Raw genomic sequence first — 24,140 nt, 5'->3', positions numbered from 1 at the left:
TTCCATCCGGAGTCAATAAAAGTCGCGGGTCCGAACCTTCTCACGCAAAAGTTCGCGCTCCCTGGCAAGACAGAAAGCGACGATCTTGTCGCGATCCTGATTTTCGATCTCGACAAAATGCATGGCGGCGGCCATCTCGCCATTGGGGAGAGTGCTGAAACGCACCACCTGGGCGAGGCATTCGACATTTTCAAGGCATTTGCCGCCATCCAGGCATAGAACCATGGCCAAAAGATCGCCGGTCTGCAGTGGTTCGGCGGCGGGAATGCGGATGCCGCTGCCGCTCAGGTTGACCCTGGCGTTGACCGTATGCGGCTTTTGCGGCATCTCCGAAGCCAGACGGTAATAGCTGAGTTCGACCCGGGTGTCGATGCGGAAATATTGCCGTTCCTGCAGGGCGATCGCCGGCGGTTTGGGTTTGACCAGCAGGTCCGATGCGCCCGGAATGGCCTGAATGCGGGTCAGCAGGCGGTATTCCCGGCCCTGCAGGGTGAACAGTATCTGGCAGATTTCGCGGGGATCGACAAGCTGGCTGAAATCGCGATCATAGGGCAGGGCGATACCGAGGGTCTCGTCGTCCGCGGTGCGGACGGAACCGTCCACGGCGATGGAGCGTTGCCCGTGCAAAGGCAGCAGTATCCTGGCGTCGCGGCCGTCTCGAAAATGGTCCAGTATGGTGCTAAGCATTTCGCTCCAGAGGGTGTCGGCGGGCTGTCTTGCCAGAACGCCTGTGCTGATCGCGACCGCGTAAGCCATGTCAACAGCTCCCGAGGGTGGAATGATGCATGCCCTGGCTGGATGCCCGATAGCCTCCAAGAGCCTTGCGTCCGTTTTTAAGCCGTGCAAGTTCCTCGCCGGTCAGAGCCTGCAGGGTGCGGGCCCGTTGCAGAAGCTCCTGGCAGCGGTGGCAGATCCGGAACATGAGTTGATTCCGGTCATGCAATGCCGCCAGGTGCCGGGGAGTCGGATGCGCGGTTTGCAGCAGGGCCATGAGCTGGTGGTCGGTTTGGCGAGCTTCCTCGTCCAGAGCATGCCATTGTTGCAGCGCTTCCTGCAGGGCGTCGGCTTGCCGTTCCTGCAGCAGCTCTGCCAGCCTGTCGAGTTGTTCCCCGATGGCCCGATATTGCCGCGTCGACTTTTCTACGAGTTTTTCCATGTCCGTGTCAACCCCGTTGCATGAAATCCGGCTTATTTTTCGTTTTTTCGCCTTTCGCGATACCTACAGGCTGGCCTTGAGCGGCTGATAGCCGGCATTCACGGCCGGACTCAGGCGGGATTCGTTGCCCGCAATGACGATCGCTTCCTTCCAGGTGTCCCTCAGATCCGCCAGCATGGCATGTACCGCCTGCAGCTTCTGCCGATCCTTTTTGAGATTGGCCTGGATCATTTCCCGGATCATGTAGTCGTACAGGGCATCGAGATTGGCGGCGATCTCGCCACCGATATTGTGGTCCAGCGTATTGCGGAATTCCATGACGATGGCCATGGCCTTCTGGATGCCGCGGTTTTTCAATTCGATATCGTTGTCATCGATCCCCTGCATGGCCTGAGCGAGAAACCGCAGCGCGCCGTCGTACAGCATGATCATGATCTGTTCCGGGGAGGCGGTGTTTATCTGGTTGTTTTTGTACTGGTTCAGATACGGATTCATGGTTTTTCCTTCCGCTGCCCTCGAGGTCAGGAGTTTAACTGGCTCAACTGCTGAGTCAGGTAGGAACCGGTGCTGTTCAGGTTACTGATCAGCAGTTCCATGGCATCGAACTGAGCGCGCAGTATTTCTTCGCGTTTATCCAGGCGCACTTCCATTTTAAGGATATTTCTTTCGATGGTCTTCAGTGTTCGGTCGGTGCTGGCCTGCCGGGTGGCGGACAGCCCGTCAACGGAATCGGTGGTTGTGTCCAGATAGTTTTTGAATAGTGTGGCGATGCCGTCGACTCCGTCGCTGCCCGCCAGCAGTTTTTCCAGACCGTTCATGTCGCTTGAAATGGTCTCTGTCAGGGCCGTGTCATCGATGGACAACGTGCCGTCCTTCTGTGTTTTCAAGCCAAGCTGGGACATGGTGGTTAACGCGCCGCCGGTGTCAACGGGAGAAGTGAGCATGCGTTGCAGGTTGCGTTTGACGGCCATCATGCCGCTGTCTCTTCCCCAGTCGCTGTCCTTCTGTTCGCTCATGAAATTGATCACGGCATTGTAGGCCGTCACCACATCCTTGATTTTTGTTTTGACCGTCTCGACATCCTCGCTCACAGTCATGAGCGTGGTATCACCGAGGGTGGCATGGGTTTTGTTTACCGTCAGGCTTATCCCCGGGATAGCTTTATCAAAAGTGTTGCTGCCGCTGGTTATCGTAATCCCATCGACCACGATAGAGGCCATCGATTGGGTCTGGGTAGTGCTGAAGGCCAGCGGCTCGTAACCGTTGGCTGTGGCGCCGCCGCTCATCGATGCGGTAAAGGAACTGGAAGCGTCCTCGCCGGTCAGTACCAGGCGATATCCACTACCATCCTGAATGATGCTGGCCGCGACGCCGGTGGCATTGTCGCCGGCGTTGGCGGCATTGATCTTTTCCACCAGGCTATCCAGGGAATCGTTGTCGATGCTGATGTCGGCGCCATTGATGGTCAGCGTTCCGGTGGTGAAATTGGTGTCGCTGCGACTGGCATAGCTGCCGCTGACATCCTTTTGTTGCCGCGCCAGGCTTTTGACCTCGATGTTGTAGCTGCCGGGCAGGGCGCTGGCCATGGCGGAGACGGAGAAATACTCTTCATTGGCGGCTTTCGCGGCATAAGCACGCACCTCGCTGCCAGAATCGATGTCCGCGAATTTTTCCTGCAGCGTCTCCAACTTGGAATTCAGTGTGTTGAAGGCATCCTGACGGCTGCTGAAATATTCCTTGTCCGACTCCAGACGATCCAGCGGTTTCCGCTCGATTTCCATCAGGGCTTCGACAATGCCTTCCGTATCCATGCCACTGGCGAGACCACCGAAATTGATTGTAGACATGGCCTGTTCCTTTGCTGTCAGGTCGTGGTATCGAGCAGTGAGCCGCGCAGGGCGGTGAGTTTCTCGGAGGTGCCCAGCACTTCCTCCGGTGGGATCTGGCGGATCACCTCACCGGAATCGGAGTCGACCAGGCTGATGATCAGCTCCTTGCTCTGTTCGTCGTTTTCAAAGCGCACGCTGTAGATGCCGTCGTCCGTCAGAGCCTTGATTCTGGTCAGGATTTCCTCGGGCGCCACGAGTTTTTCCGCATCAGCCGCTGCCGGCCCGGCTTCGAATTTCTGGCGGTTTTTCTCGATATTTTCGGCCGGCGCCGGCGCCGCTGTCGGGGCGGTGCCGCCTATGGATGTCATTTCTATTTTCACGGTATCCTCCCCGGGATCTTGTTTGACATTGGTAAAAAGGGGCGGCGCCGCCGCCCCTTTTTACGGTTGATGCCCCTGGACTTAACCGAGCAGCGACAGAGCCAGCTGCGGGGTCTGGTTGGCCTGCGCCAGGATCGACACGCCGGCCTGCTGCAGGATGTTCATCTTGGTCATCTCGGAAGTTTCGGTGGCGATGTCCGCATCGACGATGCGGGACCGCGCAGCGGAGAGGTTCTCTGAAACGTTGTTAAGGTTGGCAATGGTCGATTCGAAACGGTTCTGTTTGGCACCGAGGTTGCCGCGCATGGAATCAACTGTTTTGAGGGCACCATCGATTACGTTCATTGCTGTCGAGGTGTCACCTTGGGCCGAGATGCCGGCAGCATCCAAGGTATTGCCGGATCCGTCACTTAACTTGGCGGTGCTTACGGTGCCGATTTCAACGGAGATGACCTCTCCTGCGTTGGCGCCCACCTGAAAAACAGCAGCCTGACCAGTTCCGTAGGTTCCGTCAAGAAGTTTTTCACCGTTGAACTTGGTGGTGCCTACAATGCGATCCAGTTCGTCGCGCAGTTCGCCGAATTCCGAGTCTAGAGCGAGTCGGTCATCGTTGCTGTTGGTGGCGTTGGCCGATTGGACGGACAATTCGCGCATGCGCTGCAGGATGTTGGTCATTTCGCCAAGGGCACCTTCCGCCGTCTGGGCCAGTGAAATGCCGTCGTTGGAGTTACGTACCGCCTGATTCATGCCCCTGATCTGGGAGTTCATCCGGTCGGAGATGGCGAGCCCGGCGGCGTCGTCCTTGGCGCTATTGATGCGCAGGCCTGATGACAGGCGTTGCATCGAGTTAGCCAGAGCGGATTGGGATTTGGACAGGTTCCGTTGTGCGTTCAGGGACTGAACGTTGGTATTAATTGTTAATGCCATGTTTTTTCCTCCATGAAAATGGTTTTTCGGGCTTCCGTGCCCGCTTCTCTCTTTTACTCATTACCGATAAAGAGTTAAAAGTACTTCGGTTGGTTTCACCCCCTTTCCATGGCAATCAAGGGGCTTCGATAAGCCTGCATCGATCATCTGGGTTGTTAGCGAAGATGCTGCCCGTCGCCCAGCAGTGACCCGAGAATTTTGCATGCCTGTTAGTTCAAGCAGAATTAATGCTCCCGGGCAAACCCCGAAACCCTGGTTTGCGGGTTCATGGTTTTTGCCCTTTGAGTTAGTGTGGCCCACAAAGGAGCCACGCCGTTACTCATCGTTACTGAAGCAGGGATAGGGCCAGTTGGGAGCTTTGGTTTGCCTGCGAAAGGATGGATACTCCAGCCTGCTGCAGGATGTTCATTTTGGTCATTTCAGAGGTTTCGGTGGCGATGTCCGCATCGACGATACGGGAGCGCGCGGCGGAGAGGTTCTCCGAAACGTTGTTAAGGTTGGCAATGGTCGATTCGAAACGATTCTGTTTGGCGCCAAGGGTACCGCGCATCGAATCGACTGTTTTAAGAGCACCATCGATGACATTTATTGCTGTAGATGTGTCACCCTGGGCCGAGATGCCGGCAGCATCCAAAGTATTGCCGGATCCGTCACTTAACTTGGCGGTGCTTACGGTGCCGATTCCAACAGAAATGACCTCTCCTGCGTTAGCGCCAACTTGGAAAACTGCGGCATTGGCGTCACCAAAGGTTCCGTTAAGAAGGTTTTCACCGTTGAATTTTGTGGTGCCAACAATGCGATCCAGTTCGTCGCGCAGTTCGCCGAATTCCGAATCCAGAGCGAGTCGGTCATCGTTGCTGTTGGTGGCGTTGGCCGACTGCACGGACAGTTCCCGCATCCGTTGCAGAATGTTGGTCATCTCCCCCAAGGCCCCCTCGGCTGTTTGGGCGAAGGAAATGCCGTCGTTGGCGTTGCGGACCGCCTGATTCATGCCGCGGATCTGTGCCGACATGCGGTCGGAAATGGCCAAACCGGCGGCGTCGTCCTTGGCGCTGTTGATGCGCAGACCCGACGACAGGCGCTGCATCGATTTCGCCAGAGCAGTCTGGGATTTGGAAAGGCTGCGCTGAGTGTTGATGGATTGAACGTTGGTGTTGATCGTGATAGCCATGAGTTATTCCTCCGTGAAAGTTGTGCCAGAGCATCCGTGCCCTGCCATTGATCAAGTTGTCTTTCAGCCAGTTTTTGTCCGGTGTTTCAACAATTTTTCCAACTTGCCGCAGATTTTGTGCAGATCTTGTACGATCGGTTTCCCCAGGGTTCAATATCCATATCGGCTTGTTGGTGGCAGACTTTAGAAAAAATTTTTTACAGGAGAATTTTTGCCGTTATTCGCTCCTGTCCTCAAAGAGGATCTTTGCTTGATCTTTGGCGCAGAAATTGAAATGAAATGGGCCAATCAACATCAAGGAGGCGGGATTTTGACACTTGAGGGAAAACAGGTTCTGGTGACGGGGGCCGACGGTTTCATAGGCTCTCACCTGGTGGAAGCTCTGATCCACCGGGGCTGTCGGGTTAGGGCGCTCGCCCTATATAATTCCTTCAATCACTGGGGCTGGCTGGACGGTCTTGCCTGCGGTGAGCGTATCGAAGTGGTCTGCGGTGACGTGCGCGATCCCCATTTCTGCCGGGAGATCACCAAAGACATCGAGGTGGTTTTCCACCTGGCCGCCCTGATTGCCATCCCTTATTCCTATGTCGCTCCCGCCAGTTACGTGGACACCAATGTCACCGGCACCCTGAATATCTGCCAGGCCGCCATGGAAAACGGCTGCCAGCGCGTACTCCACACCAGCACCAGCGAAGTTTACGGCACGGCACGCTACGTTCCCATCGATGAAGCGCACCCGCTGCAGCCCCAATCGCCCTACAGCGCCAGCAAAATCGGGGCGGATGCCCTGGCCATGAGTTTTTTCAACAGCTTCGGCCTGCCGGTGACGACCATGCGGCCGTTCAATACCTACGGACCAAGACAATCGGCGCGTGCCGTCATTCCCACCATCATTTCGCAGATCGCCGCCGGCAAGGCATCGATCCGGCTCGGTGATCTGAGGCCGACGCGGGATTTCAATTATGTCGCCGATACCTGCGCCGGACTTCTGGCTCTTGCCGAATGCGACGCAGCCGTGGGGAAAACGGTAAATATCGGCTCCAACCGTGAGATATCCATCGGCGATCTGTTCGGCCTGATCCGGGAACTGATGGGCCGTGAGGTCGCGCTGGAATGCGACGCGCAGCGATTGCGTCCCGGGCAGTCCGAGGTTTTTCGCCTGTGGTGCGATAACGGACTGATCAGGAAACTGACCGGTTTCGAACCGCGGCACACATTGAGAGAAGGGCTTCGCCGGACCATCGACTGGTTCACGGACCCCGCCAACCTGGCTCGCTACAAAACGGAAATCTACAATGTTTGAGGACATTATCGGTTTTATCCGCGACCAGTATCCGGGGGGTGAAACCATCCCCCTGCATGCCCCGGTTTTTCCGGGCAGGGAAAAGGCCTATCTGGAGGAGTGTATCGACAGCACCTACGTTTCCAGCGTCGGTCCTTTTGTCGAAGCCTTTGAAAAAGCGCTGGCGGATTTTGTCGGCAGCCGTCATGCGGTGGCCGTGGTCAATGGCACCCAGGCCCTGTTCGTCGCCCTGAAGCTGGCCGGTGTCGAAGGGGGCTGCGACGTTCTGACCCAGTCCCTGACCTTTGTAGCTACGGCAAATGCCATCCGCTACGCCGGGGCACAGCCGGTTTTCATCGACGTGGAAGAGGATACGCTCGGTTTGTCGCCCCGGGCGTTAGAAAACTTTCTGCAATCCCAAGCCGTGATCAGTGCCGGTCGTCTGCTGAACCGCACGAGTGGCCGACCCCTGGCTGCCTGCCTGCCCATGCACACCCTTGGCCACCCTTGCCGCATCGACGAGATCTCCCGCATCTGTACAGAGTGGGGGGTGCCGCTGGTCGAGGATGCTGCCGAGAGCCTGGGCAGTTTTTATCTGGGTCGCCATACCGGCACCTTCGGTCGGCTCGGGGTGTTCAGCTTCAATGGCAACAAGATCGTCACGACCGGCGGCGGTGGCATCATCGTGACGGATGACGAGGCGCTTGCGCGACGTGCCAGACACCTCACGACCACCGCCAAGGTACCGCATCCGTGGGAATTTCTGCACGACGAACTGGGCTACAATTTTCGGATGCCGAACCTCAATGCCGCCCTCGGTCTGGCGCAAATGGAAAGCCTGCCCCGCTTTCTCGGCCATAAGAGGGCATTGGCCGGGCGCTATGCCGGTTTTTTTGAAGGCACGGGCTGGCGGTTTGTCCAACAGCCTGCGGCGGGCATGTCAAACTATTGGCTGAATGCACTCCTTCTGGATGACGAACCGCAGCGCGATGCCTTTCTGAGAACCACCAACGAGGCAAAAGTAATGACCCGCTGCCTGTGGCGGCCCATGCATATGCTGGATCTGTACCGTCATTGTCAAAGAGGCGCCCTGCCTGTGACCGAAGGTCTGTACCGCCGGCTGGTCAACCTTCCCAGCGGTGTTTTTCTGTGAACAGAATGGATATCATTCTCGTCGGAGGCGGCGGGCACTGCCGGTCGGTCATCGATATCCTCGAAGCTTCGGGCGCTTACCGCATTTTCGGTGTGCTCGATCTTCCCGCAAAAGGGGGCACCGGGATACTTGGTTACCCCGTGATTGGCTGCGATGACGACATACCCCGCCTGATAAGGGAAGGGCAGTTCCGGTTTCTGATAACGCTGGGCCAGATCAAAAGCCCCGCGCGGCGGATTGCCCTGTTCCAGATTATCAAGGACCATGGCGGGTGTCTTCCCAGCATCGTGTCGCCGCTTGCCCGCGTCAGTCGGCATGCCGTTGTCGGCGAGGGCACCATCGTTATGCACGGCGCGCTGATCAATGCGGGGGCGAGAGTCGGCTGCAACTGCATCGTCAACAGCCGGGCCCTGGTCGAACACGACGTATCGGTTGGTGACCATTGCCATTTGTCCACCGCCTGCGTGGTCAACGGCGCGGTGCAAATCGGCGAGGGGACCTTTGTCGGCAGCGGCGCCGTGGCCAGGGAAAACCTCGAAATCGGATCCGGCTGCATCATCGGGGCTGGCGCACTGGTGCGGAAGTCCCTGCCGCCCAACAGCATTTATATCGGTGGCGGGAATGGTCGCTAAAAAGGAAATATCCATGCAGAAACCTGTATTTATTATTGCCGAGGCGGGCGTCAACCACGACGGTTGCCTCGACCGTGCCAGAATGCTGGTGGATGTTGCCGCACAGGCGGGTGCCGATGCGGTGAAGTTTCAGACCTTCCGCGCCGAAACCCTGGTGTCCCGCAGTGCCCCCAAGGCCGATTACCAGCAGCAGACCACCGGGTCGAGCGAATCACAGTACGACATGCTGCGCCGGCTGGAATTGTCGATGGAGGACCATCGGGCGCTTATCGCACATTGCCGGCAGGCAGGCATCCGTTTTCTGTCCTCGCCTTTTGATCTGGCCAGCATCGATCTGCTTTGCGATCTGGGGCTCGACGTCTTTAAAATTCCCTCCGGTGAAATCACCAATCTGCCCTACCTGCGTCGCATCGGAAGCCTGGCTAAAGACGTCATTCTCTCCACCGGCATGGCCGATATGGATGAAATTTCGGCCGCGTTGCGCGTGCTGACCGACGCCGGCACCCCGAAGGACCGGATCACCATTTTGCACTGCAACACCGAGTATCCGACGCCCATGGGTGATGTCAACCTGCGGGCCATGCGCAGCATCGGCGCGGCCTTCGGGGTGCGGGTGGGTTATTCGGATCATACCGAAGGGATCGAAGTGCCGATCGCCGCCGTGGCGCTGGGAGCCACGGTCATCGAAAAACATTTCACCCTCGATCGCCGCCTGCCTGGCCCGGATCACCGCGCCTCCCTTGAGCCGGTTGAACTGCACGCCATGGTGTCCGCCATCCGCAATATCGAAGTGGCGCTGGGCGACGCTCAAAAGCGGCCGTCGCCTTCCGAATCCAGAAACCTTGTCGCGGTGCGGAAGTCTATCGTCGCGGCGAAAAACATCCGTAGCGGTGAAATTTTTACCGAGGACAACCTGGCCGTCAAACGTCCCGCCGGTGGTCTCGATCCCATGTGCTGGGACGAGGTGATCGGCAGGTGTGCGTTGCGCCAGTTTGTCAGCGGAGAGCCGATCGAATGTTAGAACTCCCGGCCTTTTCTTTCTTTTTCCGGGATTTGTTCCTGTAATTCGAAAAAAGGGATCCCATGCAAAAAAAAGTCTGTGTCTTTACCGGCACCAGAGCTGAATACGGTCTGTTGCGTCCGCTGATGGAACGGATCCGTCGTGATCGCAAGATGCGTTTGCAAACCCTTGTGACCGGCATGCATCTTTCCCCGGAGTTCGGATTAACCCGTCGTGAAATTGAAGAGGACGGGTTTTTTATCGACGAGGCGGTTGAAATCCTGCTCAGTTCAAATACCGCGATCGGGGTGTGTAAATCGGTCGGGATGGGAATGTTCGGGTTTGGCGAAGCTCTGCAGCGGCTTGGCTCCGATTGCCTGGTGGTTCTCGGAGATCGTTTTGAAGCGTTGACGGTTGCCATGGCGGCCCAGATACTCGGCATACCCATTGTTCATATTCATGGGGGCGAAGTAACCGAGGGCGCCATGGATGATGCCTTTCGTCATGCAATCAGCAAGATGAGCCTGTTGCACTTTGTCGCGGCCGAGGAATATCGGCGACGTGTAATTCAATTGGGGGAAAACCCGGCGTCTGTTTACAATGTTGGCGCGCTGGGGGTGGAAAACATCCAAAAGCTTAAATTCCTGGCGCGCGAGGAATTGGAAAAACGTTTTGGTTTTTCCTTCGGTGAAAGAAATCTTCTGATAACTTTCCATCCGGTCACTCTGGAGCCGGGGACCGCGGTCATGCAATTTGGAAATCTCCTGGCGGCCCTTGACCAGATGCCACCTGCGCAGACGATTTTCACCAAGGCAAATGCCGATGCCGACGGTCGCATTGTCAACCGGATGATCGATGACTATGTAGCGACCCACCCTGGTCGGGCTGCGGCATTTCCCTCCATGGGGCAATCCGGTTATCTGAGCACCATGCGGCAGGTCGATGCCGTGGTCGGAAACAGCAGCAGCGGCATCATCGAGGCGCCCAGTTTCGGGGTGCCCAGTGTCAACATTGGGGCCCGCCAGCAGGGGCGTATCAGGGCGGCCAGTGTCATTGATTGCGACCCTGCGGTGGAAGATATCGTCGCGGCTTTGAAAAAAGCCTGTACGAATACATTTAAGAAAATGGCGGCAACGGTCGATAATCCTTATGAGGGACAAAACACCTCCCTGAGGATCAAGGAAATCATCAAGGAAACGGATTTTTCCGGAATCCGCAAGAGCTTTTATGACATTCCGGTCGACATCTTGGAGCAGCGCCATGAGAAGTGCCAGGAAGGTAACGGTAAGCCCCCGGGCCACCATTCGTGAAGTGCTTGAAACCATCGATCAGGCGGCCATGCAGATCGCCCTGGTCGTCAAAGAGGATCGGCTGGTCGGCACCATCACCGACGGCGATCTGAGACGGGCGTTTCTGCGTGGCAAGAGCCTGGATGACTTTATTGACGACATATACAATGTTTCACCGGTAAAAGGTTATCTCAGCCAACCCAAGGAGGATCTGCTGCAGATGGCGCTCGCCGCGGGTGTCAAGCAGGTGCCCATGGTTGACGATCAGGGGCTGCTGGTCGGCGTCGAAGTGATCGACGAATACCTGCGTATCAGCGAAAAACCCAATACGGTGGTCGTTATGGCCGGCGGTCTTGGCACCCGGTTGCGCCCCCTGACAGAAAATACCCCCAAGCCGCTGCTCAAGGTCGGTTCCAGGCCCATCCTTGAAACCATCATCCGCAATTTTACCCAGTACGGTTTTCGTCGCATCTTCCTGAGTCTGAACTACCGGGGCGAGCAGATTCAGGACTATTTCGGCGATGGCAGGGAGTTTGGTGCGAGATTGCATTATCTGGTTGAAAACAAGCGGCTGGGGACGGCAGGAGCTCTTAGTCTGCTCCCGGAAAAGTGTGAGCAACCGGTGATTATCATGAACGGCGATCTTTTGACCAATGTCAATTTCGAACACCTGGTCAATTACCACAACCTTTCCGGAGCCAGCGCAACCATGTGTGTCAGGGATTATGAGTTGCAGGTGCCCTACGGCGTGGTGCATTCCGATGGTGCGACCATAAAGCAAATCGAGGAGAAACCGATCCACCGTTATTACGTCAACGCCGGCATTTACGTGCTGAGTCCCGAAGTTCTTGAAAAAATTCCCCGGGATCGATATTTCGATATGCCGCAGCTTTTTCAGAAACTGATTGATGACGGGGCCAAGACCTGTTCCTTCCCGGTGAGGGAATACTGGATGGATATCGGCCAGCCCGCCGATTTTGAGCAGGCCAACGAGGAATATGCGGAGGTGTTCGGTGTTTGATGGCAGGCGGATTCTGGCGCTCATTCCGGCGCGGGGGGGCAGCAAGGGGCTGCCGGGCAAGAACATCCGCGAATTAGCCGGTCGTCCTTTGCTTGCCTGGAGTATCGAAGCGGCCAGGCAGAGCCGCTATGTCGATGTTGTGGCGCTGTCCACGGACAGTCGGGACATCGCCGAGGTGGCCGAGGCTGAAGGGGTACCGGTACCTTTTTTGCGGCCGGCCCATCTTGCAACGGACAGTGCCAGCAGTTTCGATGCCCTTGTTCATGCCCTGGATTGGTATGCCGGGAACGGTGAGCGTTTTGATCTCGTCGTCTGGCTGCAGCCGACTTCGCCTTTGCGCACGGCGGCGGATATCGATCAGGCCATCGAGTTGTATTTTGAAAAGCAAGCTGATGCCATCGTGTCGGTATGCGAAACGGATCATCACCCCTGGTGGAGCAATACTCTGTCCGCTGATGGCAATATGGCCGGTTTTTTGCGGCATGAAGTACTGAATACCAACCGGCAGGAACTGCCTGTCTATTATCGTTTAAATGGCGCCATTTATCTTGGTGCACCTGAGCTTTTACGCGAGCAGCGCTCTTTTTTTGGACGTGCCACCTACGCTTATGTCATGTCCAGGGAAAGGTCTGTGGATATTGATGACCTTATTGATTTCCGCCTTGCTGAATGTCTCATTCTGGAAAATGAATTTGCCAGAAAACCCTGAAAAAATGTATCCGGTTTTTGGGCGCTTCAGGTGACCAGTTCATTCAGCAGCAGGCGAGCATCCCTGTTTTCAGGATCGTTTGCCAACAAATACTCGAAAACCGCTGTTGCGGACTCGCGTTGTTCAATCTCTTTATATAATTTCCCGACCTTCAGCAAAACGACCGGATCCCCCGGAGCTGTTTCAAGATAATCCGCGTAGGCATTCAGGGCGGTTTGCGTCTGGCCCATCAATTTGGCCAGATCCGCATACTGTGCAAGATAAATCGGCGTCATGGCCGAGAGGCACTGCAGCGCCAGTAAAGCATTTTGTCCGTCACCCAGATCCAGAGACAGTGCGGCAATTCTTGTTAAAGCGTCTTCCCGGGCCATGGCGGAGTCTGTTTCGATGACCTGGTGGTATGCATCGAAAGCCGCCGCTGGATTTTCGCACAACTCGGCGAGATATCCCCTGACCAGGTGCAGTACCGGCAACGCCTCTTTCTGTTTCATAACGGCAAGACCTTCGGCCAGGCCGGACAGGGAGTCGCGATCCTTGTTCTTAAAGAGTATGCGGGCTTTACTGCGTGCCACGGATGGGTCCGCATCGCGATAGCTGCGTTGCAGGTGACCGGAATCCTGACAGTGCATGAGGGTTTTGAACTCCTCCTCCAGTTTTTCGATTTCTGGACAGGCAGATGTCAGGGAGTGGTTCATGGCAAAGCCCTGCCGTTTTTTCCAGAGCTTTACGCGGCCGGGTTCGCCGAACTGACGCCAGGACCGGGCCAGTACGCCGGCATCAGTCTGTGGGTTTTCTTCGGCAATACGCAATTCAACACGCTGACTGGCGTTTTTCAAAAGACTCTGCAGCTCCCGGGCGCCGTCACGAAAGGCTTCGTAATAGATGCGGCCGGTTGCCTCGATCTGCTCATCACTCCACTCAAGGTCGGTGTCCGGCCTGGCAATGTTCACGAACTGGCGCAAACCGTATTTTTTGACCAGGTCCGCATAAGGCGCCAGGGATGGCCGGGCCAGGGCTTTTTCGATCTTGTCCATGCGAATCTTGTATTTAAAGTCCTGCTTTAAGCCATTCCTTCCGAACAGGCCATCGTTGCATTTCAAGCCGTCGTTGGCAAGTTTCTGAATGGCCGTGATTCTGGCTTGGGCCATCGAGAGCTTTTCCAGAAGCGCCCTGTAATGCCTTAGCCGCGCGGCAGGGTCGTCTGCTGGCAGGACGCTTTGCAAAATGTCGAAGGCCGGCTCGTGTAAAGGCTCGAAAGAGATTTCGGTTAAGGGGTGATAGAAAACATTGTCAATACGGGCTGCCTTTGCGGCAGGATTGATGGTCCTGCATCCAGATCGCTGCGCGCAACCGGCTTGCATAGCAAATGTCGGGATAGCTTCAGCCATGGCTCGGTGAGTAAAGGCTCTGGAGCCGTCGTTGGTCTCGACCATGGTGTCGAAATGGTTGAATTGGGGACCGGCGAGGCTTTCATTGCTGCCTTTAGCGTGAGATTGGCCGGTTTGACTGAAGCAGAGGTCAACGCCCGCCAGAATAATCTGGCTGAAGCCCATGGTGACGGCGATGGCAAAGGCAGTATTGGTAACTGTGGGACCTGCGCCGAATGCTATTCCACCTTCATTTTCCGCCCAGGGGAAACGTGCGCCAGTATACAGGCTTCGCCCCGTCCATTGGCTCAGTAACGGCGGATAGACATGATAGCTGTTGATAAAGATGCTCTTGTTTGCGAAGTCAAGCATTTCCCTGCTGACGTCGAAGCTGACCGCATGAGGGTCAACGGAAAAGAAGATGTCCGGAACGAGGCCGATTTGCTGCAGGCGTCGAGCGATGCGGGAAACGGCCAGAACCACCAAATTCTTACGATTCTCCCGAACCCAGGGGAGAATCTCGTCGAGGGATGGACCCCCGGCGAGCAGAACGGCTGTCTTGCCGGTGAAAACCCCTTTCAGGCAAGCGGCCGACACGCGGTTGTCAGCGAGATTTTCCAGTTGGCGCTTAATGAATATCTGCGAGCCCAACTCCACTTTTGTATGCCACGCAATGGCATCGACCGTGTTGCGTATCCTCCAGTAAAGATCTGGATAGTCGGGCAAAAAGGCATCGTTGCCGGCAAAGGATTTCCAGATGTTGATGCGTTCGGTATACAGATAGTTTGAAACCTGGAATCTGGCAAGTCCGTCTTGCAGGTCTTGTTCGCAGACACAGGCAGTCCGTTCGTCCAGATTGGACAGTACGCCTTCTGCGTTCAACCGCTCCAATATCCAAGGCAATTCGACAAAGAGATATCGGGATCCTTCCGGCAAGCCGTTTTTAAGAAGATAGGACAACAACAGACCGGAATCCGTACCGGCAATAATGTGCAGGGTTTTTTCCCGGAAAAAACCCTCTCCGAATTGCCTTTTATACAGTGTGTGCGATCCGATCCGCTTGAAGGTGTCACGGTTCACCGGGTAGAGATATCGATCACCGTATTCATTGACGATAAAAGGGCCGAGCTGATGGGCAGGCTGGATGCTCAAAACATGCTCCTGGATTACGGTGGGACGCAAAGTAAATCGGTGTATGCCTGGCTTTGCCACTAAACCGGCAACGGCTCCCGCGTCTTGTACGGACTGTTTTCCAGTACCACCTGAATGGCGCGGTTGGTGGCCGGGGCGAACAGGAGCGGCGCCATGAGGTTGAGGGTCACCTTGCGATCGGGCGGGACCGTGACCACGGCCAGGGCGTGGCATTCATCGTCCTTGCCGATGCCGAGCTTGTCCCGTTCCCGGCCGTCGGGCAGCACTTTGTAGTCGAGGAAAAAGTTGGTCGGATCGGTCAGCACGAAGGCGATATCCGGATCTTCGACGCTCTGGATCCAGAACAGTGGGCCGTTTTTGCGGTTGGGCATGACGATAAAATCATGCAGATTCTCGAAACCGATCATTCCCTCGACGAACCGCACGATGTTTTGCGGATCGAACTCGACCTCGCCGAAGCGTGTCATGATGGTTTGTTTCATAACGATTCCTTCTTCACCATGGCTGAAGTCAGCATGTCGAGATCGGCAAGGTTCCACTGGCTGGCCTCCCTGTTTTCAAGGCAGATGCGGTCGTAGACTTCCTGACGGTAGATTTTTTTGCCGGCGGGGGCTTCGATGCCGATGCGGATGCCGGCCCCCTTGGTTTCGATAAAGGTGATCTTGATGTCGTCCCCGATGACGATGCCCTCACCGGGTTTTCTGGTCAGAACCAGCATCTCGCCCTCCCTGGCTGCGCGGGTCCCTTCTCCAAGGGTCGCATGATGGATGTCGGCCGGCTCTCAGTCGGAGCCTGCGACGGTATGGCTGGGTCGGATCGCCCTGGCGGCGGCTCAGAGGTAGTCGAGGATGGACAACTGGCTGACTTTGGCCGTCACGCTCAGTGCTGCTTGCAAGGCCTGTTCCTGCTGGGCGAGATTGGAGTAGGCTTCGACAATGTCGGCTTCCCGATAGCTGGCAAGCCGGGCTTCCATGCTGTCGGTGAACTCCTGCATGCGCACCCCGGCCTCCTCGGCGCGTGATGCGGCGATGCCCATTTTGCCGCGCAATCCCCGCACCTGGTCGGCTCCGGCCTCCAGGTCGCTGAGCCGGGCCAGCGCAGCCTGCGGATCGTTGCCGATCAGGTTTTGCTCCAGATCGCCGAGAAGAGCCAGAAGATTGGTGCCACCGCCGTCACCCTGGAACAGTTCGGCACCGGTCAGGTTAGTGACGATTTTTTGACCGGGGCCGATCTGCAATTCCATATGGTTGGCGTCGCCCTGGTAATTGTCCGGGGCGCCGGCGTCGGGGAAAGGCATGGTGTCGGTGCTGTACCCGGAAAACAGGTATTTGCCTTCAATCCGGGTGTTGGCAATATCGTACAGCTCCTGCTTCAGGCTGCTCATTTGTTGCGCATAGGCGTCGATGTCGCCTTCGGCCAGGGAACCGTTGCCGGTCGCCAGCACCAGTTCCCTGGCGCGCACCATGAGGTTTTCCAGCTGGTCCATGGTCGAATCGAGATTGTCGAGCTGCAGGCCCGCCGAGGCGATGGTGCTGGCAAAACGCTCACCGCTGCGGATCTGGCTGGCGGCGCTGATGACCGGAGCCACGGCGGAGGGATCATCCGAGGGCTTGTTGAGCTTGATGCCGCTGGCGGCGATCTGCTGGTATTGCTGGAGCCGGGCGCTTGAACGGTTTATGCGGGATTGGAGGGTGCGGTAGGTTGCGGTCAAGGTGGTTTTCATGGCCTGCCTCGCAAGGGCTGTCGCGGTAACGTCACGCTGTCAGGAGAATTCCGGAAAATCTGTGGCGGCCACGGTCAGCGCTTGATGGACAATACGGTATCCATCATTTCGTCGACGGTGGTCAACAGTTTGGCGGAAGCTTCGAATCCCCGCTGGTATTGGATCAGGTTGATCATTTCCTCTTCCAGGGAGACGCCGGTTTTGCCGTCCCGCAGGTTCTCCATCTGCAGCATGGTATCTTCCAGTCCGGATACGGAAAGCTGGTTCTGGGCGCTTTCGAGGCCGACATCGGAAGCGATGCTGGCGTAATAGGTGCCGAAACTGTGAACGCCGCCGACGACCTTGGCGTCTTTGAGGGCCGCCATCAGCAGGGCGTTGCGGTTGTCGCCGGTGGCGGCGGATTGTCCGGCGGCAATCTGTCTGCTGTCGGTCAGGACGGTTTCGATACTGGCGGCGGCACCGCTCCAGGGATTGTCTCCGCTGCTCGGTGCCAGGCTGAAGAAAGCCTGCCCGGTGGAGCCGTCGAGACCGGTGCCGGCGCTGTGCAGGCCATTGACCTCGGTTGCCAGGCTGTAGGCCAGCTGATCGAGGTTGTCCATAAGCTGCGGAATGAATTCATCCCGCAGGGTGGTCAGGCCTTTGAATTCACCCCCCAGGCTGTTCGCGTCGACCGGTCGTGAACTGGTGCCGAGATTGACCTGCAGAACCGCGCCGGATGCGCTGTCAACGGTTTCCAGGGCAAAGGCCTGATTGCCGCTGACCAGAGGCAGGCCGGATTGCAGCTGCACGTCGATGCTGCCATCCTTGTTTTCATAGGATTTGATGCCGAGACTGTAGGAAAGCTCTTCCAGCAGCGCATCGCGGCTGTCGCGGTCGGCGTTGGCGTTGACACCGCTGGCTTCGACGGTGGCAACGCGCTGGTTCAGATCGGCAACCTGCCGCAGTTTCTGATTGATGCCGGAGAGACTGTCGGCGAGGGTGCTGTCGAGCTGTTGCGACAGCTTGCCCAGATCATTGGACATGGCATGAAAAGCGTCGCCGAGCAGGGTTGCATTCTGCAGCACGCTGTCGCGTTCGACGCTGCCGTCGGGGGTGACGGACAGTTGCTCCCAGCTGTCGAAAAAACGGTCGATTCGGGCGCTCAGGTTGTCCTCGTCGAGGTTGAAGAGGGTTTCCAGCTCCGCCAGGGGCGTGGTCTGCGCCGCCTGCTCGCCGAGCGCGCTGTTTTTATCCAGGATCTGACGGTTCAAAAAAGTGTCCTGTGCCCGCAGGATGTTGCTGGCGGTGACACCGCGCCCGATCTGAAACCCGCGAAAGTTGAGGGCGGGGACGGTGCCGAGTTCGACGCTCTGCCGGGAATAGCCCTCGCTATTGACGTTGGCGATATTGTTGCCGGTCACCTCCATCAGGGTCTGATGGGTGGCGAGGCTGGTTTTTCCCATGTTCAGAACGTCGCTAAGGCCCATCTCAGATCCTCCCCGAGAGCAGGGCGCCGCCGTGGGTGACTTGGCGGGGGGCGGCGCCGGCACCGTACAGGGTGTCGCAGCTGTGCCGCCCGAAAAATCCCATCAGGTCGCGTACCCAGCGCAACGCTGCCCAAAACAGGTAGGCATTGCGGCGGTTTTCCTCGCGCACGGTTCTGGCCAGTTCCTGCACCTGTGCATCGGCGAGATCGGCCTTTTGCAGATCGATGCCGGCAAGCAGCTGCTCTTTTTCCCGCACCGTGGCCAGCATCTGCTCGATGCGCAGCGCCTTGGCATGCTCTCGTTCCCGCAGGATCAGATCGTGCAGCTGATGCAGTTTCTGCTCAAGATCGCGGTTCATCATTCACCCTTGTTGTCCGCCAAAAATTTAAGCAGGCTGGCCGCGACTTTTGTGGCGTCGGGACGGTAACTGCCCTCGGCGATCTGCTCCTTGAGCGACTGCAGCTTTTCGGCACGCGCCGCTTCGGACGTTGCGGCCGTTTCCCTGACGCGGATGGCCTCGGAAATGACCGAGGAGAACTGGACCCGATCGAGTCCGGTTGTACCGGCATTTTCGTTTTTCCGGGGCTTGTCGTTTTTTTTGAGGCGATCGACGGGGCCGACGCCGTTGAAGCCGTTACCGTTGATTTTTATGCTCATGGTCCTACCCTCCGTGGTAGCAGCCGGTTCTACGCAGCCGGGGACGCTAACTGGTTTTCATCCGGAAACGGCCCTTTTCCGCGATGGCGGCGTCAATCCGCAGGCTTGCTTGTGCGGCGTACCGATGTACGCCTCCGCGCAACCCCTTGATTTCCTTGCCACACTGAAAAATTGCTCGTTTCCCATTTGAAAACTACGCTGTATCCATCCGGAGTTTCCGGATGGATACTAACTGGCCCGGCTGAAAGGGGCTTTGATCTTCATATCGGCAGGTTGCGCGAATACTTTAGATCTTTTTCTGAAAAAAATCCGCTCCAACCGCACATCAGTCCCCCGGGCCGATTTAAGGTTTTTGCTCAGCTGCCTGAAAAGGCTATCCGCGATGCCGATACCCTGGCTGCGCGCGATTTGCGTGGCCACTTCCTGATCCATCAGATCCCGGAACATCTCCTGGTCGTTGCCCTGGTCCAGCAGGCCGTCCCTGGGTACCGTGGAACGCATCTCCTTGAGGAGGCTCTTGAGCATGATGGCTTCAAAATCCTGACAGCTTTTGCGCAGGCTCGCGACCTCATCCTTTTTATTCGATGAGATATTCCGGGATTGCCCACCAAAAGCGGTAGCAGCGACAGCAGGATTAAAGGTGTTGGTCATGCGGCAGACTCCCGTCAAAAGGTCGATAGCGGACGATGTTTCGTGCCTTGATATCTTTTCGGCACAACAAGAGGAAAGGTTTAGGGGAAAGGTTCGAGGCCCGAGGCCAAAGGTGGAAGCAAAAATCCTGGGCGCGGTTTGCGGGACGCGGAAAACCCTTTGATGGAGGAGCGTCGCGCCAACTGGCAACTTTCGCTGCTGGGGCGACGCGTTAGGGGCTGACGCTTTTACAGAACGACCAGTTCCGCATGCAGCGCGCCGGCGGCCCTGATCGCCTGGAAGATGGCGATGAGGTCGCGGGGGGTGGCGCCGATGGCGTTGAGTGCCCGGGCGACGTCGCCGATGCTGACCCCCATTTCCATCACTACCAGGTTGCCGGCTTCCTCGGTGGCTTCGACGGTGGTATCGGGAACTACCACGGTTTCCCCCCGGGAAAAGGGCATGGGCTGGGATACCTGGTCGTGTTCGCTGATCACCAGGTTGAGATTGCCGTGGGAGACGGCGACGGTGGCGATGCGGACGTCCTCGCCCATGACGATGGTGCCGGTTTTTTCGTTGACCACGATGCGCGCCATGCTGTCCGGCCGGATGGCAAGACTTTCCAGACGGGCAATAAAGTTCACCAGCCGGCCCCGCTCGTCCTCGGGGATGTGGATCTGCAGGCTGCCGCTGTCCCTGGGGTGGGCCAGCGGTTGTTTGAAATGGTTGTTGATGGCTTCGGCCATGCGTTTGACCGTGGTGAAATCCGGCATGGAAAGCTGATATTCAAGCTTACCGCCGGGATCGAGGGCGAAGGGCACTTCCCGTTCCACCAGCGCGCCGCCGGGGATGCGCCCCACCGTGGGATGGTTTTTCTGCACGGTGGCGGCTTTGCCGCCAAACGCCAAACCGCCCACCGCCAGAGGGCCCTGGGCGACGGCGTACACCTGGCCGTCGGGGCCTTTCAGGGGGGTCATCAGCAGGCTGCCGCCGACCAGGCTGTCGGCGTCGCCGATCGAGGAGACCAGCACGTCGATGGCCGATCCGGTCTTCGAAAATGGGGGCAATTCCGCCGTGACGATAACCGCAGCCACATTGTCGACCTTGACGTCGTTGGCATTCACGGTGACCCCGAGGCGTTCCATCATGTTGACCAGGGAACGGACCGTAAACTCGGTGCTGGCACTGTCGCCGCTGCCATTGAGGCCGACCACCAGACCGTAGCCGACCAGCTGATTGCTGCGCACCCCCTGCAGCCGGGCAATATCCTTGATGCGGGTCGCGCCGGCCGGTGTGCAAAAGGCACACAGCATCAAGCCGGAGCAGAGCAGGGCAAGCGTATGTCGAAACATAATCGGAATCCTTGGAACGGATAGCTGTAAGTTTTGAACCTCGAACCTCGAACCTCAAACCTCGAACCTCGAACCTCGAACCTCGAACCTCGAACCTCGAACCTCGAACCTCGAACCTCGAACCTCGAACCTCGAACCTCGAACCTCGGGCCTCGGGCCTCGGGCCTCGGGCCTCGAACCTTTTACCTTAAAACGGCCAGATATGATCCAGCACGCGGGTCATCCAGCCGGGGCGCTGCTTGTCGCTGATTACGCCTTTGCCGGTATAGGCGATTTTGGCATCCAGTATGTGCTTGGAGTTGACCACGTTCTGGGAGTTGATGTCCGACGGGCGGATAATGCCTTCCAGCAGAATGATCTGGTCCTCGTTGTTGACGGTCACCGTCTTGCCGCCGGCGATGCAGAGGTTGCCGTTGGGCAGTTCCTCGATAACCTGGGCGGTGAGGGTGGCGACCAGGTCTTCCTTGCGCGAGGTGCTGCCGGAACCGTCGAAATCGTTTTGATAGCTGGTATTGACCAGGCTGGCCGGATCGATGAACCTGTTGAGATTGGCGATATTGCCTTCGATGCCGAACAGGTTGGTAAGGCCCGCGGACATGCTGCTGGAACGGCCGGTGGCGGTGCTGGCCTCCTTGCTGGCGCTGGCCTGTTCGTAAATGGCCACGGTAACGATATCCCCCACGTGCCGGGCCTTGTTGTCCCGGAACAGGCTGCCGCGGCCTTCGGTCCACAGGGATCCGGGGGCCGCGGGTTGTTCCGGCTGAACGTGGCGCGCGGCGATCTGCCGATGGTAGCCCTGTTGCTCGGCGATGCGTGCGTTGGAACAGCCGGTCATCGACATCAGCATGGCGAGAAGGGCCCAGTGGCGCAGCGCGAATTTCATGTCAAAACTCCACTTCCACGGAAGAGGGTGCCGTCACCCGGCAGAAAAGCTCTCTTTGGGAGCTGATGTTTTTGACCCGGATGGTATCGTCCTCGGCGCCGTTTTCCTGCGCCAGACCTTTTGCCGTAACGGTCAGGGGACCCGTGCTGGCGGTGATGGTGACCATCTCGCCCCGTTTTACCAGGGGCGGTGTGTCGATCCAGGTTCCGCTAAAGGCGGAACCCATGCGCATCGGACGCCGCAACTTCTTGCCGATCAGGGCTTCCGCGTCAAGACAGGGGGAGCGCAGCCCCGCCAGGTCCATGGTGACCATGTTGATATCTTCGTGGTCGAGGATGGCGCCTCGCGGCAGATCGGTGGTAGCCACCGCCACCGGCGCCAGCGCTTCCAGGTCGGCATACAGGGTCATGTTTTTGACGACCCGGCCATTCGCCCGCAATATCAGGTTGAAGCGGCGGCTGTCGAGCAAGCGGGGGCTGGATGGGGTGACTTCCCAGTGCAGGCGTCCGGAGGGAACGGCAAACGGCGTGATGCGCTGAATATCCCGCAGGCGGATTTCGGCGCCGGGATAACGTTTTTGCTGCCGCTGCAGATAGCCGGTCAGGATTTCGCGCACTTTCGCGTCATCGACCTTTGCCGTTCCGGCGGCGCTGGCCGTTGCGGGGAAGTTCAGGGTCATCAGGAAAGCCATGAGCACTGCCATAGGTCGAGCCACGGACATTCGGCGCATCCTTTTATACGAGGTTGTTGGTCATCTGCAGCATCTCGTCGGCGGTCTTGATGGCTTTGGAGTTGATTTCGTAGGCGCGCTGGCCTGCGATCATGTTGACCATCTCTTCCATGATGCTGACGTTGGAGCCTTCCAGAAAACCCTGAGAGAGGCTGCCGAAACCGTCTTCGCCGGGATTGCCGGTCACCGGGGCGCCGGTGGTCGGGGTTTCGGTGTAGAGGTTGTGGCCGATGGCGTTGAGGCCGGCCGGGTTGCTGAAGCGGGCCAGGGTAATGGTGCCGACTTGAGTCGGCGTACTCTCGCCGTCGAGCATCACCTCCACCGAGCCGTAACTGCCGATGGATACCCGGGTAGCGTTTTCGGGAATGATGATCTCCGGCGACAGTGGATAGCCGTCCGACGTTACGAGCCTTCCGGTACCATCCTTTTTGAAGGCGCCGGCGCGGGTATAGGCGGCATCGCCGTTGGCCAGGGTGACCTGGAAAAATCCGGCGCCCTCGATGGCGACATCGAGATCGTTGCCGGTCTGCTGGAAATCGCCGGTGGTGAAGACCTTCTGGATGGAGGCGACACGGCTGCCGAGGCCGACCTGCACACTGGTGGGCTGCTCCACGCCGGAGTCGCTGCTGGTGCCGGCCATTTTGACGGTCTGGTAGAGGATGTCCTGGAAATCGGCGCGGCTTTTTTTGAAGCCGGCGCTGTTGACGTTGGCCAAGTTGTGGGCGATCACATCCATGTTGATCTGCTGGGCTTCCATGCCTGTGGCCGATGTCCATAACGCCCTGATCATACTGCAGACTCCTTTGCGCCTTGGCGCTTGCTGCCCCGGGTCGCGACAGCGCGGCCGCGTGGGGGAAATTCGGAAATGACTTTGTTTCGGACGGTTCGTCTTATCCCAGACTGCCGAGCTTGTTGGCTTCCGAAGCCAGGGTGTGGTAGGTCTTGAGCATTTTCTGGCAGGCCTCGAAAATGCGTGTCGACTCGACCATGTGATTCATTTCCTGCATGAGGTTGACGTTCGAGCCTTCCAGTTGTCCCTGAAAGATGTGCGGCTCTTCAACCCGCACCTCCAGTTCCTGTTCGCGCCCTTCGGGTACGCTGAACTGTCCTCCCCCCTGGCGGATCAGCACGGAATAATCGTCGAAGGTATACAGGGGGATGCGGGTTCGCTGCCCGTCCTTCTGCTGGATGGTGCCGTCTTCGGTGATGGTGATTTCGGGATCGGCCAGCACGATGGGGCGTCCGTCCTCGCCGGCCAGGGACATGCCCTGAGAGTTGATCAGGCGCCCTTCGCTGTCGAGGCGCAGATTGCCCTGGCGGGTGTAATACATGCGGCCGTCATCGTTCAGCACTTTGAAAAGGCCTTCGCCCTGGATGGCGATGTGTGTCGGCACGCCGGAAGGCGACAGGTTGCCCTGGGAAAAATCGGTAAACCCCTCCTCGATCTCTGCGAGGTTGACCCGTTCCACCGTATCCCCGGTGGCGGCTCTCTCAAGCATGACCTTGAACACCGACTGGCCTTTTTTGAAGCCGACGGTTTCGTTGTTGGCCAGGTTGTTGCTGACGGTGTCCATCATTCTCTGACGGACAATGGCCCCTGACAGGGCGATATAGGTTCCTCGATTCATAGG

27 protein-coding genes are annotated in these 24,140 nt (G+C 57.8%); 7 read left to right on the top strand and 20 right to left on the bottom strand.

From position 1 onward, the window contains the following. Positions 1–12: 12 nt before the first annotated feature. From A6070_RS09960 to A6070_RS09930, 7 genes are all read right to left on the bottom strand, one after another. The gene (locus tag A6070_RS09960) at positions 13–756 is read right to left on the bottom strand and encodes a flagellar brake protein (protein ID WP_072285613.1); all 744 of its coding nucleotides are present in this window, start codon (positions 754–756) and stop codon (positions 13–15) included. A gap of 1 nt (position 757) precedes the next feature. After that, a complete protein-coding gene (locus A6070_RS09955) occupies positions 758–1,156 on the bottom strand; it encodes a hypothetical protein (RefSeq protein ID WP_072285612.1) in 399 nt (132 codons plus the stop codon). 63 nt (positions 1,157–1,219) lie between these two features. Further along, entirely contained in the window at positions 1,220–1,651 is a 432-nt protein-coding gene (gene fliS, locus A6070_RS09950; RefSeq protein ID WP_072285611.1) for a flagellar export chaperone FliS, read from the bottom strand. Positions 1,652–1,677: 26 nt separating this feature from the next. Next, positions 1,678–3,003 (bottom strand): flagellar filament capping protein FliD, encoded by a 1,326-nt coding sequence (gene fliD / locus A6070_RS09945; RefSeq protein ID WP_072285610.1) that lies wholly within the window; start codon positions 3,001–3,003, stop codon positions 1,678–1,680. Between the two features lie 17 nt (positions 3,004–3,020). After that, on the bottom strand, positions 3,021–3,365 hold the full coding sequence (locus tag A6070_RS09940; RefSeq protein ID WP_235605446.1) for a flagellar protein FlaG: 345 nt from the start codon (positions 3,363–3,365) through the stop codon (positions 3,021–3,023). A gap of 81 nt (positions 3,366–3,446) precedes the next feature. Then, a complete protein-coding gene (locus A6070_RS09935; RefSeq protein ID WP_072285608.1) occupies positions 3,447–4,292 on the bottom strand; it encodes a flagellin domain-containing protein in 846 nt (281 codons plus the stop codon). Positions 4,293–4,617: 325 nt separating this feature from the next. After that, positions 4,618–5,463, bottom strand: a complete 846-nt coding sequence (locus A6070_RS09930; RefSeq protein WP_072285607.1) for a flagellin N-terminal helical domain-containing protein — start codon at positions 5,461–5,463, stop codon at positions 4,618–4,620. 310 nt (positions 5,464–5,773) lie between these two features. Here A6070_RS09930 and A6070_RS09925 point away from each other — a divergent pair, with 310 nt between their 5' ends. From A6070_RS09925 to A6070_RS09895, 7 genes are all read left to right on the top strand, one after another. Next, entirely contained in the window at positions 5,774–6,766 is a 993-nt protein-coding gene (locus tag A6070_RS09925; RefSeq protein ID WP_235605445.1) for an NAD-dependent 4,6-dehydratase LegB, read from the top strand. Next, positions 6,759–7,898: a LegC family aminotransferase gene (locus A6070_RS09920; protein WP_072285606.1), complete on the top strand. Its 1,140-nt coding sequence runs from the start codon at positions 6,759–6,761 to the stop codon at positions 7,896–7,898. Before A6070_RS09925 ends, A6070_RS09920 begins: the two co-directional genes overlap by 8 nt. A 5-nt stretch (positions 7,899–7,903) precedes the next feature. After that, entirely contained in the window at positions 7,904–8,530 is a 627-nt protein-coding gene (locus tag A6070_RS09915; RefSeq protein WP_072287964.1) for an acetyltransferase, read from the top strand. A gap of 13 nt (positions 8,531–8,543) precedes the next feature. After that, positions 8,544–9,551, top strand: coding sequence for an N-acetylneuraminate synthase (neuB, locus tag A6070_RS09910; protein ID WP_072285605.1), 1,008 nt, complete (start codon positions 8,544–8,546; stop codon positions 9,549–9,551). A 62-nt stretch (positions 9,552–9,613) separates the two neighbouring features. After that, positions 9,614–10,840: a UDP-N-acetylglucosamine 2-epimerase gene (neuC, locus tag A6070_RS09905; RefSeq protein WP_072285604.1), complete on the top strand. Its 1,227-nt coding sequence runs from the start codon at positions 9,614–9,616 to the stop codon at positions 10,838–10,840. Further along, positions 10,791–11,840 carry a nucleotidyltransferase family protein gene (locus tag A6070_RS09900; protein WP_072285603.1) on the top strand — a complete coding sequence of 350 codons (1,050 nt, stop codon included), beginning with the start codon at positions 10,791–10,793 and terminating at the stop codon, positions 11,838–11,840. The genes neuC and A6070_RS09900 overlap by 50 nt, the downstream gene beginning before the upstream one ends. Continuing rightward, on the top strand, positions 11,833–12,549 hold the full coding sequence (locus tag A6070_RS09895) for an acylneuraminate cytidylyltransferase family protein (RefSeq protein WP_072285602.1): 717 nt from the start codon (positions 11,833–11,835) through the stop codon (positions 12,547–12,549). The genes A6070_RS09900 and A6070_RS09895 overlap by 8 nt, the downstream gene beginning before the upstream one ends. A 26-nt stretch (positions 12,550–12,575) precedes the next feature. Here A6070_RS09895 and A6070_RS09890 read toward each other — a convergent pair whose 3' ends face one another. The 13 genes from A6070_RS09890 to A6070_RS09825 form a co-directional block, all read right to left on the bottom strand. Further along, positions 12,576–15,068 (bottom strand): motility associated factor glycosyltransferase family protein, encoded by a 2,493-nt coding sequence (locus A6070_RS09890; protein WP_158513965.1) that lies wholly within the window; start codon positions 15,066–15,068, stop codon positions 12,576–12,578. A 59-nt stretch (positions 15,069–15,127) separates the two neighbouring features. Continuing rightward, the gene (locus tag A6070_RS09885) at positions 15,128–15,550 is read right to left on the bottom strand and encodes a flagellar assembly protein FliW (protein WP_072285601.1); all 423 of its coding nucleotides are present in this window, start codon (positions 15,548–15,550) and stop codon (positions 15,128–15,130) included. Further along, positions 15,547–15,786 carry a carbon storage regulator CsrA gene (gene csrA, locus A6070_RS09880; RefSeq protein WP_072285600.1) on the bottom strand — a complete coding sequence of 80 codons (240 nt, stop codon included), beginning with the start codon at positions 15,784–15,786 and terminating at the stop codon, positions 15,547–15,549. The genes A6070_RS09885 and csrA overlap by 4 nt, the downstream gene beginning before the upstream one ends. 114 nt (positions 15,787–15,900) lie before the next feature. Next, on the bottom strand, positions 15,901–16,791 hold the full coding sequence (flgL, locus tag A6070_RS09875) for a flagellar hook-associated protein FlgL (RefSeq protein WP_072285599.1): 891 nt from the start codon (positions 16,789–16,791) through the stop codon (positions 15,901–15,903). 74 nt (positions 16,792–16,865) lie between these two features. Next, positions 16,866–18,257, bottom strand: a complete 1,392-nt coding sequence (gene flgK, locus A6070_RS09870; protein WP_072285598.1) for a flagellar hook-associated protein FlgK — start codon at positions 18,255–18,257, stop codon at positions 16,866–16,868. Between the two features lies 1 nt (position 18,258). After that, entirely contained in the window at positions 18,259–18,618 is a 360-nt protein-coding gene (locus tag A6070_RS09865; RefSeq protein ID WP_072285597.1) for a hypothetical protein, read from the bottom strand. After that, positions 18,615–18,914, bottom strand: coding sequence for a flagellar biosynthesis anti-sigma factor FlgM (gene flgM, locus A6070_RS09860; RefSeq protein ID WP_072285596.1), 300 nt, complete (start codon positions 18,912–18,914; stop codon positions 18,615–18,617). The genes A6070_RS09865 and flgM overlap by 4 nt, the downstream gene beginning before the upstream one ends. Positions 18,915–19,142: 228 nt before the next feature. After that, on the bottom strand, positions 19,143–19,565 hold the full coding sequence (locus A6070_RS09855; protein ID WP_072502075.1) for a rod-binding protein: 423 nt from the start codon (positions 19,563–19,565) through the stop codon (positions 19,143–19,145). 227 nt (positions 19,566–19,792) lie between these two features. After that, positions 19,793–20,857 (bottom strand): flagellar basal body P-ring protein FlgI, encoded by a 1,065-nt coding sequence (locus tag A6070_RS09850; RefSeq protein WP_236718931.1) that lies wholly within the window; start codon positions 20,855–20,857, stop codon positions 19,793–19,795. 226 nt (positions 20,858–21,083) lie between these two features. Beyond that, complete coding sequence (locus A6070_RS09840; RefSeq protein ID WP_072285593.1) at positions 21,084–21,779, bottom strand: flagellar basal body L-ring protein FlgH; 696 nt, start codon at positions 21,777–21,779, stop codon at positions 21,084–21,086. Between the two features lies 1 nt (position 21,780). After that, positions 21,781–22,500: a flagellar basal body P-ring formation chaperone FlgA gene (flgA, locus tag A6070_RS09835; RefSeq protein ID WP_158513964.1), complete on the bottom strand. Its 720-nt coding sequence runs from the start codon at positions 22,498–22,500 to the stop codon at positions 21,781–21,783. A 13-nt stretch (positions 22,501–22,513) separates the two neighbouring features. Then, positions 22,514–23,299 (bottom strand): flagellar basal-body rod protein FlgG, encoded by a 786-nt coding sequence (gene flgG / locus A6070_RS09830; RefSeq protein ID WP_072285591.1) that lies wholly within the window; start codon positions 23,297–23,299, stop codon positions 22,514–22,516. A gap of 100 nt (positions 23,300–23,399) precedes the next feature. Beyond that, on the bottom strand, positions 23,400–24,137 hold the full coding sequence (locus A6070_RS09825) for a flagellar hook-basal body protein (RefSeq protein ID WP_072285590.1): 738 nt from the start codon (positions 24,135–24,137) through the stop codon (positions 23,400–23,402). Positions 24,138–24,140 lie beyond the last annotated feature (3 nt).

It is taken from the genome of Syntrophotalea acetylenica, from assembly GCF_001888165.1.
Taxonomy (GTDB): domain Bacteria; phylum Desulfobacterota; class Desulfuromonadia; order Desulfuromonadales; family Syntrophotaleaceae; genus Syntrophotalea; species Syntrophotalea acetylenica.
The sequence above is the reverse complement of the archived record's forward strand: the minus strand, read 5'-3'. Positions and strand labels throughout refer to the sequence as shown.

Coding starts and splice junctions, on each gene's coding strand:
- neuC (WP_072285604.1), top strand. CDS start 9,614: ATGCAAAAAAAAGTCTGTGTCTTTACCGGCACCAGAGCTGAATACGGT.
- flgA (WP_158513964.1), bottom strand. CDS start 22,500: ATGTCCGTGGCTCGACCTATGGCAGTGCTCATGGCTTTCCTGATGACC.
- A6070_RS09825 (WP_072285590.1), bottom strand. CDS start 24,137: ATGAATCGAGGAACCTATATCGCCCTGTCAGGGGCCATTGTCCGTCAG.
- A6070_RS09920 (WP_072285606.1), top strand. CDS start 6,759: ATGTTTGAGGACATTATCGGTTTTATCCGCGACCAGTATCCGGGGGGT.
- A6070_RS09955 (WP_072285612.1), bottom strand. CDS start 1,156: ATGGAAAAACTCGTAGAAAAGTCGACGCGGCAATATCGGGCCATCGGG.
- A6070_RS09840 (WP_072285593.1), bottom strand. CDS start 21,779: ATGAAATTCGCGCTGCGCCACTGGGCCCTTCTCGCCATGCTGATGTCG.
- A6070_RS09935 (WP_072285608.1), bottom strand. CDS start 4,292: ATGGCATTAACAATTAATACCAACGTTCAGTCCCTGAACGCACAACGG.
- csrA (WP_072285600.1), bottom strand. CDS start 15,786: ATGCTGGTTCTGACCAGAAAACCCGGTGAGGGCATCGTCATCGGGGAC.
- A6070_RS09960 (WP_072285613.1), bottom strand. CDS start 756: ATGGCTTACGCGGTCGCGATCAGCACAGGCGTTCTGGCAAGACAGCCC.
- A6070_RS09930 (WP_072285607.1), bottom strand. CDS start 5,463: ATGGCTATCACGATCAACACCAACGTTCAATCCATCAACACTCAGCGC.
- A6070_RS09850 (WP_236718931.1), bottom strand. CDS start 20,857: ATGCTGTGTGCCTTTTGCACACCGGCCGGCGCGACCCGCATCAAGGAT.
- A6070_RS09865 (WP_072285597.1), bottom strand. CDS start 18,618: ATGATGAACCGCGATCTTGAGCAGAAACTGCATCAGCTGCACGATCTG.
- flgK (WP_072285598.1), bottom strand. CDS start 18,257: ATGGGCCTTAGCGACGTTCTGAACATGGGAAAAACCAGCCTCGCCACC.
- A6070_RS09885 (WP_072285601.1), bottom strand. CDS start 15,550: ATGAAACAAACCATCATGACACGCTTCGGCGAGGTCGAGTTCGATCCG.
- flgL (WP_072285599.1), bottom strand. CDS start 16,791: ATGAAAACCACCTTGACCGCAACCTACCGCACCCTCCAATCCCGCATA.
- A6070_RS09915 (WP_072287964.1), top strand. CDS start 7,904: ATGGATATCATTCTCGTCGGAGGCGGCGGGCACTGCCGGTCGGTCATC.
- A6070_RS09855 (WP_072502075.1), bottom strand. CDS start 19,565: ATGACCAACACCTTTAATCCTGCTGTCGCTGCTACCGCTTTTGGTGGG.
- flgG (WP_072285591.1), bottom strand. CDS start 23,299: ATGATCAGGGCGTTATGGACATCGGCCACAGGCATGGAAGCCCAGCAG.
- neuB (WP_072285605.1), top strand. CDS start 8,544: ATGCAGAAACCTGTATTTATTATTGCCGAGGCGGGCGTCAACCACGAC.
- A6070_RS09900 (WP_072285603.1), top strand. CDS start 10,791: ATGAGAAGTGCCAGGAAGGTAACGGTAAGCCCCCGGGCCACCATTCGT.
- flgM (WP_072285596.1), bottom strand. CDS start 18,914: ATGAGCATAAAAATCAACGGTAACGGCTTCAACGGCGTCGGCCCCGTC.
- fliD (WP_072285610.1), bottom strand. CDS start 3,003: ATGTCTACAATCAATTTCGGTGGTCTCGCCAGTGGCATGGATACGGAA.
- fliS (WP_072285611.1), bottom strand. CDS start 1,651: ATGAATCCGTATCTGAACCAGTACAAAAACAACCAGATAAACACCGCC.